Source organism: Enterobacter sp. SLBN-59 (assembly GCF_024807915.1).
Classification (GTDB): Bacteria; Pseudomonadota; Gammaproteobacteria; order Enterobacterales; family Enterobacteriaceae; genus Enterobacter; species Enterobacter asburiae_B.
This window is the reverse complement of sequence record NZ_JANUFI010000001.1, coordinates 366782-379715: the sequence shown is the minus strand read 5'-3', so window position 1 is coordinate 379715 and position 12934 is coordinate 366782. Positions and strand designations below refer to the sequence as shown.

The window sequence follows — 12934 nt, the reverse complement described above, 5'->3', positions numbered from 1 at the left end:
TTATTCCTCGCTACCTTTCGCGCTTTCGTCATTTTTCGGCAACTGGCTCAGGGATTTGAGCAGCGTCGGATCCTGCAGAATTTTAGCGATCAGCTCTTCCGCACCGTTTTTGCCGTCCATATAGGTCAGCAGGTTGGAGAGCTGGGTACGCGCTTCCAGCAGCTTGTTCAGCGGCTCGACCTTGCGGGCCACCGCATCCGGCAGGAAGTCGTCCATGCTGTCGAAGGTCAGATCCACGTTGAGCTTGCCTTCGCCGGTCAGGGTGTTATCCACCTGGAACGCCACGCGCGGCTTCAGCGCCTTCATGCGTTCGTCAAAGTTGTCGATGTCGATTTCGAGGAATTTACGCTCGTCGACGGCCGGCAGATTTTCAACCGGTTTGCCGACCAGATCGGCCATGACGCCCATCACAAACGGCAGCTGAATCTTACGTTCTGCACCGTAGATCTCTACGTCATACTCGATCTGCACGCGGGGGGCACGGTTACGTGCGATGAATTTCTGCCCACTGTTACTCATTGCCATGATGTTCTCCATCAAAGATGCGCGGTGAAGGTGAAACGGCAGGCTCCATGCCTGTCGTCATAATGCCTGGACGCGTTATTCGCGGCGCCCAAAGATGTTTTCAAGTTGGTTAACGCCGTCTGGCGCCAGGTCGCGAATAATGTCCATAAAGTTAAGTTCTGACAGCCGCTGCACCCGTTCAATCATCAGCGGTGCGGGGTGGCTCGGTTCGTACTGCGCAAAATACTGCTTCGCTTTTTCCAGCATCAGCTGCGCGTCGGCGCGGCTGGTGATCTGCACGCTGCGCCAGTCGGCGACCGGCTGAACGGGCTGCGCTGCCGTCGACTGCTGCTCGGCCTGGGGTTCTGCCTGCGCCTCACGGTTCGGCAGCAGCTTGCTGATGTCGGTTACCTGACACGCGCTGGCGACCAGCCCGACGGTTTTCAGCAGCTGTTCCATCTCGGGCACGCCGCTTTCACCGAGATGCCCGGTGAGAAGCTCGCGAATGGCCAGCAGACGTTCGTTAATGACGATAACCGCTGCGGTTCCCGGCTGGTCGCCGCGGGCCAGCTCGTCAATCAGCCGTGGACGGCCGCCGGGATAGTCCGGGCATTCCGTCTTGCTGCCGTCCAGCAGGGCCTGGGCATCCCGGAGCGAAATTTCATCGCCGTTTGAACGCAGAAGCGAGGCGTTTCGCACGGCGACGGTGAGGTCGGATTTATCGCTCAGCCCTGCCAGGGCGTTAATGCGATAGAACGGATCGGTTTCGCCATACTCTTCCAGCAGCGGATAGAGCGTCTCCCAGTAACGGGCGATCGCCTCCTGCACCAGCAATAATCCGTCCGCGTAGCCCGCCAGCCCGCGGCGGCGCGTCCAGGCATGGGTTAACGCCAGCAGTACGCGAAGATCTTTGGTGCGGGTCAGCAGGCTGGTGGCGTATTTTTCCACCGTGTTCCAGTCAGCGGGCTCTGCCGGGATAATGGTGTCGCCAAACTGCTGTTCCGCTTTCCCAAGACTTGCCTGATTCATGATCTGGAAGTCGGCGTCGTACTCCAGGTTTTCGCCGCAGGGTTTTTCGGGACTGATTGGCGCGAGAAATTCTTCGATATTCATGAGATCCCTGCTTATTCAAACATGGGCGGATAGAGACCGTGACGCCCCGGACGGGCGCCCCCTGCCGGGTCGAACAGCAGGGTGAAAAGCTGCCCGGTAAAGTTCCCGCTGTGCACGTGGGTGTACAGCGGGTAGCCGTCGCAGCGGTTGGTCCACCAGTAGCTGGTCTGACGCAGCGGATCAAAACACTCGGCCGCCTGAGGCCAGCCCAGCGTGCTCTGGCCGTCCTCGTCATAGCCAATCACATCAAGGATGTCGGAACGCTTTTGCGGCTCGACGGGCTGCGGCGCCGGAATGGTCATCAGCATCTCATCCAGCTGTGAGGCGGAAAAACTGTTGCGCACCGCGTGCAGCCCCAGGCGCCCAATCTGCTGGTACCAGCTTTCGGCCTGGCTGAGCAGGCTGGTCGACCACTCTGACGGGGCGAAGCTCAGCTGCAGGCAAACCGGATACTGTCGGCCAACGCTGTCGCGGCCGGGCAGCAGACAGCCCATCTGGATCATCTGGCTGCCCAGCATGGGCGGTACCACAAAATTCCAGACTGGCGCTTTGTGAAACTGGCGCTCGCCGCTGCGCTGCTCTTCCTGCTGCCAGGCCAGCAGGCCGACCTGGAACCAGTGTGACCACTGGCGCTGTAAAGTGTCAGGAAAGCGACGCTGCAAAAAATCTCCGGCGCTGGGTAATTTGCCATACCAGCTGTAGCGGTTCATCGCAGGGGTATTCGTCATACGGCTGTCCTTGCGGTTATGGGCATGAGAAACGGGGAAGCTGGAACGGGTTACGAATGCTGTTTGGCGCAAACTCCAGCGTGACCTGATGTCCGTCGACGTTGAAGGTGGCCTGACGGCTCAGGCTACCCGCGCCCGGGCTGGTGCTCGCTTTATCGAAGAAGCGGTTGAGCGCCCAGGCACCGTTGGTGACCAGCGTCGCCGTGCTGCCGTTCGCCAGCCCCAGCTGCATGCGTACCTGGTTAGTGCCGCCCGGCCCCGGCCAGTTCATGATCTGTACGGCCTGCGGACCGTGGCTGTAGCGCAGCAGCTGGCCGTCGACATCCAGCGTCAGGTTCAGAATGGAGTTATCCATTCGCACGGTGCGAACCGTCACCTTGAAGGACGGCGTCGTGGCGCCATTAGCAAAGAAAGCGTCGCGAATCGACTGGGCCTGCTGGAACGGTCTCAGCAGCCCTTCGCTTCCCGGCAGCGTTTTACCGTCGATGCCCGGCATAAAGCGCCAGTTTGCCTGCGTGGTATCCACTTTATTGGTCAGATTGTCGCGGAAGAAAGCGTCCATCAGCCCGGTTCCCGGCGCAAACATGCGCGCGAGATCGTCAGGGGTGACCTCGGTGCTGGCGCTGCGCACCAGCGGGTAACGGCCGGCGATCGCCTGACGGCAGAATCCGCCCACCTCAACGTTAATCCGCTTACGCACGTTTTCGAGGTCGCGGCGCTGGGTATCGCTGCTGGCGCCCACCGCCATATTGCTGAACATGGTTTGCAGCCCGCCCGGCAGGCGACCGGCGCTGGCCTGCAGGCGGCTGATCGCCTCGCCGCCCGGTGCCGGCATGCCGCTGTTGGCCGCGTCCTGGACGGCGGTCAGGTAGCGGTAGAGCTCATCCACCTGCTTGAGAAAATCATCAAACACGATGGTCTTCCCGCCCTTCTCCAGCGGCTGCGCCAGCTCAATCATCGGCGCGTAGTGGTCGGTGACCAGCTGTTCCGGTGCCTGGGTGACCACGGCGGCCTGGGTCGGCGCAGCGTCATTGTTGCTGAACAGCGCTTCCAGCGTGCGGGTGGCGCGGTTGCTCTGCGCCTGCGCTTTATCCGCATCTTCCTGCGCTGGCGCATTGCGTGACAGCGTCAGGACCTGACTCAGGTTCTGCACCAGACGGCGCAGAGGCGAGTTTGCGCCGGAGAGCAGGCGCGCGGTGTTGATGCGCTGGGAAAGATCGGCGCTGTTATTGAGCTGGATGTCGGCGAGGAAGCGATCCCAGTTCGCGATAAAATCGCGCATGTAGAGCTGGCGCACGGCGTTATCGATCTGCTGTTTATCTTCCTGCGCCGTCGCGGCCCCCAGCACCCAGGCATCGTCCTCGTGCAGGGCGGTGGTTACGCTGTCAATCTGGCCGTTAAAGCTTTTCCAGTAGCCGTCCGGCGTATACAGACCCGGCACGCCTTCGCTCACCGGCTTGCCGCTTTTGCGTGAAAACACCAGCTCGCTCTGCGGTCCGCCCAGATCGGAAAGGGAGACCGGCTTGAGGTTGTCATCATGTTCAAGCAGGCGTTTGAGACGACCGTAAACGCGCGTGGAGAGCGGCTGCTGGCCGATCATCGCTCTTTCGCGGGCCACCAGAGATTCATCCTGCGCGTACGGCGAGGCCTGGATTTTCGGTTCCAGCAGCTGCGTCAGGTGCCATTCAAGCTGCTGCAGCTGCGCCTTCGTGACGTTCTGCGGCAGATTTCGCTGCAGGTTGAGCATCACCCACGAATGCAGGAATTTACCGTCGTAGTGCTTCGGCTGATACAGCATCTGATAGGCTTTCAGCGCTTCATAGCTATATTCCACATCGCTACCGTTGTCGTTGCGCAGCCAGGTGGTGATGTGCATAGCGACGGCAGGCAACAGCATCTGATCCAGCGCTTTCTGGTACAGAGACTGCGAGGCATCGCTGACGTCATCTCCGCGGTAGAGCCCCATACGGCGGGAGACGGGCGGATCGTTTACATCAAACGCGTCGCTTTTCGGCAGGTCCACCAGACCGTTCAGCAGCGGCAGCAGATCGAACAGGTCACGCTGGGTCTGGTTCTGCAGCGCTTTGCTCTGCTGGTCCAGCAGCGGCACCTTCGCATCCACCTCTTCCAGATAGGCCTTGTTTTTGGCATAGCTGGTCAGCCACAGACCGCCGAGGATGACCAACAGGGCCAGCAGCGCCGCGTAGCCAGACCAGATCACCGCCCGGTTGCGCAGCTCCCACCAGCGGTTTTCGCCCGCGATCCCGGCTTCCTGGAAGATGACGTTTTGCAGCAGGTTCTTAATGAAGAAACTCTGGCCTTTTGCCCCCGGGATAGGCGCTTCTTTGCTGACCGAATCCCAGTTATCCGCCTCTCCCCCTTCCGGCAGCGACAGCGCGCGGTTCAGTTCGCCCATCACGCGGTCGAACGGCATGCCTTCCTGCGTCCCGCTGGCGAAGTAGATCCCGCGCGGAGAGAACTCGGTTTCGAAGTTGGAGCGGGCGAAGACCGTGCTCAGGTAGTCCGCCAGCAGCGGACGCAGCGCGGCGAACTCCTGCGGGAAGAGATACGCTTCAGCGCGGGTTTTCGCGTCATGCTCTTTCAGCATGGTTTCCGGCAGCCCGGCATCAAGGCGCTGCTGGAGCAGAGAAAACTCCTGCTGGAAGTTGCCCATCAGGTCGTAATCGGCGTGTTTGGTTTGCTCCCACGGCAGCGTAAAGCCCCAGATCTGGTCGCGCTGCGCTTTGTCGTAGTCGGCAAACCAGGCGCGGAAACCTTTAAGCAGGTCGGCCTTGGTCACCATCACGTACACCGGGAAGCGGATACCCAGCTGTTCATGCAGCTCGGACAGACGCTGGCGCAGGTTCACCGCCTGCTGGCGGGACGCCTCGGCGGACTGGGTGAGCAGGTCAGAAATGCTGATGGTGATGATAACGCCGTTGATCGGCTGGCGGCGGCGATACTTGCGCAGTAACCCCATGAACTCCAGCCATTCGCCGGCGTCCTGCACCTGCTCGCTCTCCTGAGTGGTGTAGCGGCCCGCCGTGTCCAGCAGCACCGCTTCATTGGTAAACCACCAGTCGCAGTTACGCGTGCCGCCAATGCCCCGCAGCGCGGTCTTACCGAAGCGATCGGCCAGCGGGAACTGCAGCCCGGAGTTAACCAGCGCCGTGGTTTTACCGGAGCCCGGCGCGCCGATAATGACGTACCACGGCAGCTGATAGAGATATTGCGTGCTGAAGCGCTGCGTCCACTGGGCGCCCTGGCCCGCTTTGCTGAAGTGCGCTTTTTTCAGCATCTGCGCGGCTTCATCAAAGCGGCTGGCGAGGATCTGCTCCTCGCTGTTCAGCCGCTTCTGCGGATCCGCCGCTTCCGGGCTGGCGGTGTTCTCCTTGAGCTTGTCCATCAGCTTGCGGTTCAGCCAGGCATTGTACAGGCGCGGCAGAATGTGGCCCTGCGCCCAGAGCAGATAGACCACGGCAATGCTGATAATGCGGTTCTGTTCAGACTCAAGCGGTCGGGTGTCCACGATGGACAACAGGGGACCAATCATCCAGATCACCGCCGCAAGCGCCGTTACGCCGAGGAAGCTCCACAGAATGCGGTTGGTCAAAATGGAAAGAAGTGTAGTCAGCATCCTTAGTTTCCTTGCGGCAATCCGTTCAGCTCAGCCTGAGTGTTTTCAGGCGACACCAGCAGAGTAATTTCCACACGGCGGTTACGGGCGCGGTTTTCAGGCGTCGTGTTCGGCGCCACCGGGTTAATCTCGCCCCGCCCTTCCGCTTTCACGCGGCCAGGCTGAGAGAGGCTTCCCTGCAGCATTTTTTGTACCGAGCGGGCGCGTTCCAGAGAGAGTTCATAGTTCGAGGCAAAGCGCGCGCTGCGGATCGGCACGTTGTCGCTGTAGCCCACCACCAGAATTTTGCCGCTGACGTTATTCATCGCCTGCGCAATGCGGTTGATGACCGGTTCATAGCGGTCACGCACGACGGTAGAGGCGGAGGTAAACAGCCCGTCGCCCTTCAGGATAACGACGCTGCGATCCGCTTCGTCTTTCACCGCGACCAGGCCCGCCTCGATTTCAGGCTTCAGGAAGCCGCGCAGGTTCAGCACCGACGGAAGCTGACGGGCCGGCTGCTGAATAGTGGTTTCCGGCAGCTGGGACTGGTAAATCTTCGCCAGCACCGGGTTGGTGTTATCGCCAAGGCGCCAGTTAAGCACGATATAAAACAGGCAGGCGATAAACCCGGCCAGCGCCACGCAGGCCCACAGAGGAACCATCGGCCGCCAGAGCTTGCGCAGTACCGGACGATCTTCCGGATGGGGAGAAAGCGGCGGCGGATAGCTGCCGCGCACGCCGCGGATCATCTGCCACAGCCGCTGCTTGATGGTTTCAAGCTGCGTGCGGCCATTATCCAGCACCCGATAGCGTCCTTCGAAGCCCAGCAGCAGGCAGTAGTTGATCATCTCCAGCAGCAGGATATGCTCGCGCGGGTTCTGCGACAGGCGCGCCAGCAGCTGGAAGAACTTCTCGCCGCCCCAGGTTTCGTTGTGGAAGGTCACCAGCAGACCGTTGCTTGACCAGACGCCGCTGCTGCCCCAGGGGGTGAGCGCGGCGGCCTCATCGAGCGCCGTACACAGGCAGTAACGTGCCCCGACGATCACTTCGTAGGGCAGCCCCGCCTGCTGACAGCGGACTTCGAAACGGCGAATCTCATCGATCAGACGCTGGCGTAACGCCACCTGATCGTCATGGGAGACCGAATGACGGATCTGCGGAATCGCGTTGAGCAGCGGATTGGCGGCCGCCACCAGCTGATTGTTGCTACTGGCTCCGGTAAACGCGGCATCACTGCCGGTGTCCTGTCGTTCCTGCATATTAAGCGCTCGCTTTATTATTCTGTCGGGCTACGGATGGCCCAAAACTCCATATCCAGCCCCGGGAATTCCCCTGCAAGATGCAGGGCAAATGCGCCGGACTTATCCATCTCGTGCCACAGCTCGCTGCCCTTCTCCAGTTCAAAGTAGCTGTAGCCGGCATGCCACGGGATCTGCGGCGGCGCGACCGGCATGGCGCGCAGCATAATGCCCGGCAGCTGAAGCTGAACCAGATCGCGGATTTTCGAGACCGGCGCGACCTTCATCTGCGCCGGGAAATGGGTTTGCAGGTGTTCGCCCGGCACATTGGCTTTAACCGCCAGCACGAAGCCGAACTCGCGCACCATGCTGGTTTCAGGCACCGTGGCGATGTTCAGGCCGTGGGAGCGTTCGTTAAGCGGCAGCTGGATCGCGTGGTCTTCCATCACCAGCGACAGTCCCTGACGCAGCATCAGCATCAGTTTGCTGAAGCAGTTAGTCAGATCGTCATGATCGTAAATCGGCAGCACGCTTTCGGCGGTACGCTGCGACGTCCAGGTGGCGAGCTCGGTCGCAAACGGCAGCCAGCTTCGCCAGAGCGTTTCCGGATGCAGCAGCGGGAGGGTTTTTAAATGAGAAACCTCGCCCAGATGACGGTTAACCAGCGACAGCAGCGTGAACTCAATCAGTTCGGAGGTGTTAAAGCGGCCAGGCTGGCGCAGACGACCGCCAATTTGCTGGCTGCGCTGCACCAGCAGACCGTGCATATCGTTGATCATGCTGTAGATCTGCGGGCTGTTGTTGGCGTTGAGCATCGGCGGGATGTAGCTGTTATCGAGCCGCACGTGGTTGTCGTTACGTTTCTCCGTCACAAACGCCACGCCGATGGCGGTCCATTCCGCCGTGAGGTCTTTTTCCAGCATCAGGGTCAGACGCAGACGGCCAAACTGGACGGTGGCATCCCCCACCGACATGGCGTTGTCGTCTTCCACCTCTTGCTCGAAAGCGATGAAGCGCGCCAGCGAGGCCGGCTCTTCGCTAAAAATCACCTCTTCTCTCTCGCCACGACGAACCGGCAGCGCGAGCACCACCTTTTCGTTGGTGAGATTGTCAGGAATTTTCAGCGGCGCAGGGCCGTTGCGCCCGTTACGCACCTGGAAAAAGGTGCCGTCCGGCAGCAAGCCACAGCAGTAGCTCAGGGCAATGCATCCCTGACGAAGCATCGCTTCATCCAGTTCCACGTCAAGAAAGCCCCAGAGATATGACCGCTGTAGCGCGCCCCATTCACGAACATGGTTGAGCAGATAGCTTTCAGTCCGCTGAAAATGGTGTGGACGCAGGAACATGCCCTCGGTCCAGACGACCTTTTCTGCTTTCGTCATGATGATGTGTTTCCTGTGTTGAAGCGCGTTACTGGCTGATGACCCGAATGCCGTTCACGTCGAGAAAAACGTTGGCCTGAAGTTCATCCGCGGACCATTTCCAGAACTGGTAGATATGATTTTCGCCAGGCACAGGCAGAGGGAGTGAAACGCGCCATTTTTTGCCATCCAGCATCTGATACTCCGCCATCACGCCGATGTAGCGGGCCTCCGGAGAGCTTTGCCCGCTGAGGGTTTTGGACAGCTGTCCCGGCATCAGGAAGAACACGTCGCTGTTCAGCAGATTCGCGCCAAGCGTGGCTGACGCGTTGTTCTGCAGGGAGTAGAAGTCGCTGGACATGAAATCCGCATCGGATTTCAGCAACAACACCCGGACCTTAAGCGGCGCAGATTCGTTGATTTGTGGATGAGCCTGAAACTGCAGATTGTAGCGGGAGGGGTCGCTGTGTGAAGACGACGTACAACCACTGACCAGGGCGAAAATCACCGCGTAAAAGAATAACCACAGCTTATGAAAATTTTTATTATTCATAAAAATGCGCTCATGCAAGCCGTTTAGTTCAGGATCCAGGTACCGTTAGCGCTGTCTTTGCAGGCTTTGCTGTTGCCATCGACGTCGACACAGGTCGCTTTTTTACGCGCCTTCGGACGAATGGCCTGTTTACGCACGGCGGCGTCGTACAGGTCGGCCTTGATCACGGCGCGCATCGGGACGTAACCAATCAGCTGATCGTTGCCTTCATCGGCAAGCGCCATCCAGTAATGTTCAACCTGACCCAGCACCACGTACGTTTTTCCGGTGTCGAGAGTGCGGATAACTTTGCCGCCGAAGTCAGGACGGCTCATCAGGGAGGCTGGATACATGGCGCGATACGGTTCGTTGACCGGGTTGAACTCCGCCGGCGGCGTCACAGCGTGACGGTGGGTTAAGGTCACGCCGTTGACCTGGCTGGTCTCGATCGTATCGTCGTTGATCACAGGTTTCTGCGGCGCTTTACAGCCCGCCACCGCCATTACAAACAGAAGTGAAAACAGTACGCGCATTTTCATATGCTTTTCCGTAGCGATATTTCGATGATGAAGATAAGGGAGTGAAGTTTGACTTAGGTGCTATTGTTAAAATAGCCAGGATATTTTCGGGGCGTTACTATTTTAAGGGCATAGCTACCGCACGAGCCCTTCAGAATAAGGCCCAGTGTCTTCCTGACATATTTTGACAAACGGTAAACAAGTTTACATGAGCTTCGTCTCAATTCAATATTTACCGGTACGTAACTGTTGGTAAATGAAGCAGTCGGAAAATTATAGGATTAATCCTATGAAAAAACCCGATATGACCTACGCCCTTTTATTTCTTAGCCACATAACATTGCAAGCATATGTTTTATATACTAAAAACACAAAAGAGAACCACTTTCATTAACGCAATACGGCTATTATCGCCACTACCATAATTAGTAGAATTCGCGTATTGGTGAGGTCAGCAGAATATATGAAAGATGAATTATTTGTTGCACTATCAGGGTAACTTTAATATTGAATGCACGTGTTAACGTGAATGTGACTATTTCACTTATGTTGCACGACGTTAATTTTACGCCTCAAAATAACTTTATATTTCGCGTTGCGACAATTACCCAACCAGGCCTGAATTTTATCCTTTAATCATTAAGCCTGAGTTAACCATCCTGACATTATCGCCGCCAAAAAATGCTCGCAATAGCCCGCCAGCAGCGACCCGTGTTTATTGCTGCCGCCCACAGCCTTCATTCGAAATTTTATTGCTGCTACATCCTCTCCTGCTCGCCCCATCTATCTTGCCTACCGTGTGATAGATAAGATTTATTATTAAAATGATAAAATTTCGTTATAATTTCTTTAAATATTTAAGCATCAGATCCGATAAATCGCTGTAATAAAAAGAATTTAAGATAAGGCACTTTTCCGCACCGCATGCGCGTAGCCATCCGGTCGTCATTGCTTTCGCTTATTGTCTTATACAGCGCTTATATGTGTTCAGACGTTGTGTGACCGAAGAAATCAGGAGTGGGTATGAATAAGAAAAGACGCTCGGTGCCGGGTATCAGACACTATGACGGTCCTGCCGGAGGCTGGGGCGCGTTAAAAGCGACGGCCATCGCGGTACGTACCCAAATGGATACCCTGGACGCTCCCGCGACGCTGCTGCGCACCAACCAGCCTGACGGTTTTGACTGCCCGGGCTGCGCGTGGCCCGATAAAGAACACAAGTCGACGTTCCAGTTCTGCGAGAACGGCGCAAAAGCTGTGACCTGGGAAGCGACCAGCAAACGCGTTACCCCCGCGTTTCTGGCCGAAAACAGCGTCTCCTCGCTGCTGGCAAAATCGGACTTTGAACTGGAAGGCTACGGTCGACTGACGCATCCCCTGCGCTATGACCGGGCAAGCGATACCTTCCGGCCCGTCGACTGGGAAGAGGCGTTTCACCGCATCGGCGCAGTATTGCGCGGGCTCGAACCGGACCAGGTCGAGTTCTATACCTCCGGACGCGCTTCTAACGAAGCGGCGTATCTGTTCCAGCTGTTCGCTCGCGAATACGGCACCAATAACTTCCCCGACTGCTCGAATATGTGCCACGAGGCCACCAGCGTCGGTTTGCCGCGTTCGATTGGCATCGGGAAAGGCACCGTCTCGCTGGACGACTTCGATAAGACCGAGCTGGTGATCTCCATCGGCCACAACCCCGGCACCAACCATCCGCGAATGATGGGGACGCTCCACGAGCTGGCCCGTCGCAACGTGCCGATTATCGTCTTTAACCCGCTGCGCGAGCGCGCCCTCGAACGCTTCGCCGACCCGCAAAGCGTGATTGAAATGGCGACCTACGGCTCAACGGATATCGCCTCGACCTATTTCCAGGTGAAGGCCGGGGGCGATGCCGCCGCGCTGAAAGGCATTGCCAAACACCTTCTCGAAATGGAGGCCGAGCGCGGTGACGTGCTCGACCATGCGTTTATTGCCGAACACACCCAGGGCATTGAGGACTTCGCCGCCGATATCGCGCAAACCCGCTGGGACGAGATCGAGCGCGAGTCGGGCCTGAACCGGGCGGCGCTCAAAAAGGTGGCCGACGCCTACGCGAAATCAAATGCCACCATCATTACCTACGGGATGGGTATTACCCAGCACAATAAAGGTACGGCAAACGTCCGCCTGATCGCTGACCTGCTTCTGCTGCGCGGGAATATCGGCAAGCCCGGCGCGGGTATCTGCCCCCTGCGCGGCCACTCTAACGTTCAGGGGAACCGCACTGTCGGGATCAGCGAGAAGCCTACCCCGGCCTTCCTGAACCGTCTGAAGGACGTTTTCGGCTTTGAGCCGCCGTCTCACCACGGACACGATGCGGTGCAGGCCACGCAGGCGATGATCGACGGCCGCGCGAAGGCGCTCATCTGCCTCGGGGGTAATTTTGCCGTCGCGATGCCCGATCACGAGCGGGGTTTTCCGGCGATGGGTAACCTGGATTTGAGCGTGCACGTCGGGACCAAGCTCAACCGTACCCATCTGCTGGTGGGCAAAGAGACCTTTATCTTTCCGTGCCTCGGCCGCACCGAGCTGGATCTCCAGGCCACCGGCCGTCAGTCCATTACCGTCGAAGACTCCATGTCGATGGTGCATGCCTCGTCCGGCAAGCTGAAGCCCGCCTCGCCGTTGCTCCGTTCGGAGCCGGCTATCGTCGCCGGCATGGCGAAAGCCACGCTGCCGGAAACCCGCGTGGACTGGCTGACGCTGGTAGAGGATTACGACCGGATCCGCGATCTGATCGAGCAGACCATTCCGGGCTTTGAGAACTACAACGCGCGGATCCGCGTTCCCGGGGGCTTCCGCATGCCGCTGCCGCCGACGCAACGCATCTGGCCAACGGCGACGGGAAAAGCGATGTTCTCGGTGTTCGACGGCGTTCACGAGAATGCCAGCGGCGAAGGTGAGCACGTTCTGCGGTTAATCACGCTGCGCAGCCACGACCAGTACAACACCACCATTTACGCGCTGGACGACCGCTACCGCGGCGTGTTTGGCCGCCGCGACGTGCTGTTTATGAACGAAGACGATATGGCGCAGTCAGGCCTGGAACACGGCGACCGCGTGGATATCGAAACCGCCCTCCCCGGCAGCGTCCAGCGTTTGAAGGACATTACCGTGGTGGCGTACAGCATCGCGCCGGGCACCGTCGGCGCCTATTACCCGGAGGCCAACGTGCTGGTACCGCTTGATTATCTGGATAAGGACAGCGGTACGCCGTCGTATAAATCCGTTCCGGTTCGCATCACCCTGCGCTCGAAAGAGATCCGCATGCTGTAAGGCTGCTCG

9 protein-coding genes are annotated in these 12934 nt (G+C 58.6%); 1 reads left to right on the top strand and 8 read right to left on the bottom strand.

All coding sequences use genetic code 11. The features are described 5' to 3' along the window. The 8 genes from tssB to M2422_RS01740 all read right to left on the bottom strand — a co-directional run bounded on the left by tssB (position 1) and on the right by M2422_RS01740 (position 9634). Positions 1-525 (bottom strand): type VI secretion system contractile sheath small subunit, encoded by a 525-nt coding sequence (tssB, locus tag M2422_RS01775; protein WP_008502644.1) that lies wholly within the window; start codon positions 523-525, stop codon positions 1-3. A 75-nt stretch (positions 526-600) separates the two neighbouring features. Continuing rightward, positions 601-1617 (bottom strand): type VI secretion system protein TssA, encoded by a 1017-nt coding sequence (gene tssA / locus M2422_RS01770; protein ID WP_064672691.1) that lies wholly within the window; start codon positions 1615-1617, stop codon positions 601-603. 11 nt (positions 1618-1628) lie between these two features. Beyond that, positions 1629-2345 (bottom strand): type VI secretion system-associated protein TagF, encoded by a 717-nt coding sequence (tagF, locus tag M2422_RS01765; protein ID WP_023312158.1) that lies wholly within the window; start codon positions 2343-2345, stop codon positions 1629-1631. A 16-nt stretch (positions 2346-2361) separates the two neighbouring features. Next, positions 2362-5982, bottom strand: a complete 3621-nt coding sequence (tssM, locus tag M2422_RS01760) for a type VI secretion system membrane subunit TssM (RefSeq protein WP_064672692.1) — start codon at positions 5980-5982, stop codon at positions 2362-2364. A 2-nt stretch (positions 5983-5984) separates the two neighbouring features. Further along, complete coding sequence (locus M2422_RS01755; protein ID WP_259139639.1) at positions 5985-7223, bottom strand: DotU family type VI secretion system protein; 1239 nt, start codon at positions 7221-7223, stop codon at positions 5985-5987. A 17-nt stretch (positions 7224-7240) separates the two neighbouring features. Further along, positions 7241-8584: a type VI secretion system baseplate subunit TssK gene (gene tssK, locus M2422_RS01750; protein ID WP_064672694.1), complete on the bottom strand. Its 1344-nt coding sequence runs from the start codon at positions 8582-8584 to the stop codon at positions 7241-7243. Between the two features lie 28 nt (positions 8585-8612). Further along, positions 8613-9116, bottom strand: a complete 504-nt coding sequence (tssJ, locus tag M2422_RS01745; RefSeq protein WP_023312162.1) for a type VI secretion system lipoprotein TssJ — start codon at positions 9114-9116, stop codon at positions 8613-8615. Positions 9117-9139: 23 nt separating this feature from the next. Next, positions 9140-9634, bottom strand: a complete 495-nt coding sequence (locus tag M2422_RS01740) for a hypothetical protein (protein WP_033145802.1) — start codon at positions 9632-9634, stop codon at positions 9140-9142. 1002 nt (positions 9635-10636) lie between these two features. Here M2422_RS01740 and M2422_RS01735 point away from each other — a divergent pair. Further along, positions 10637-12925, top strand: coding sequence for an FdhF/YdeP family oxidoreductase (locus tag M2422_RS01735; protein WP_033145803.1), 2289 nt, complete (start codon positions 10637-10639; stop codon positions 12923-12925). Positions 12926-12934: the final 9 nt, after the last annotated feature.

What these genes read in the sequence shown, in the direction of transcription:
- tssK (WP_064672694.1), bottom strand. Translation starts at nt 8,584, where the DNA reads ATGACGAAAGCAGAAAAGGTCGTCTGGACCGAGGGCATGTTCCTGCGT.
- tssA (WP_064672691.1), bottom strand. Translation starts at nt 1,617, where the DNA reads ATGAATATCGAAGAATTTCTCGCGCCAATCAGTCCCGAAAAACCCTGC.
- M2422_RS01735 (WP_033145803.1), top strand. Translation starts at nt 10,637, where the DNA reads ATGAATAAGAAAAGACGCTCGGTGCCGGGTATCAGACACTATGACGGT.
- tssM (WP_064672692.1), bottom strand. Translation starts at nt 5,982, where the DNA reads ATGCTGACTACACTTCTTTCCATTTTGACCAACCGCATTCTGTGGAGC.
- tssB (WP_008502644.1), bottom strand. Translation starts at nt 525, where the DNA reads ATGGCAATGAGTAACAGTGGGCAGAAATTCATCGCACGTAACCGTGCC.
- M2422_RS01740 (WP_033145802.1), bottom strand. Translation starts at nt 9,634, where the DNA reads ATGAAAATGCGCGTACTGTTTTCACTTCTGTTTGTAATGGCGGTGGCG.
- tssJ (WP_023312162.1), bottom strand. Translation starts at nt 9,116, where the DNA reads ATGAATAATAAAAATTTTCATAAGCTGTGGTTATTCTTTTACGCGGTG.
- tagF (WP_023312158.1), bottom strand. Translation starts at nt 2,345, where the DNA reads ATGACGAATACCCCTGCGATGAACCGCTACAGCTGGTATGGCAAATTA.
- M2422_RS01755 (WP_259139639.1), bottom strand. Translation starts at nt 7,223, where the DNA reads ATGCAGGAACGACAGGACACCGGCAGTGATGCCGCGTTTACCGGAGCC.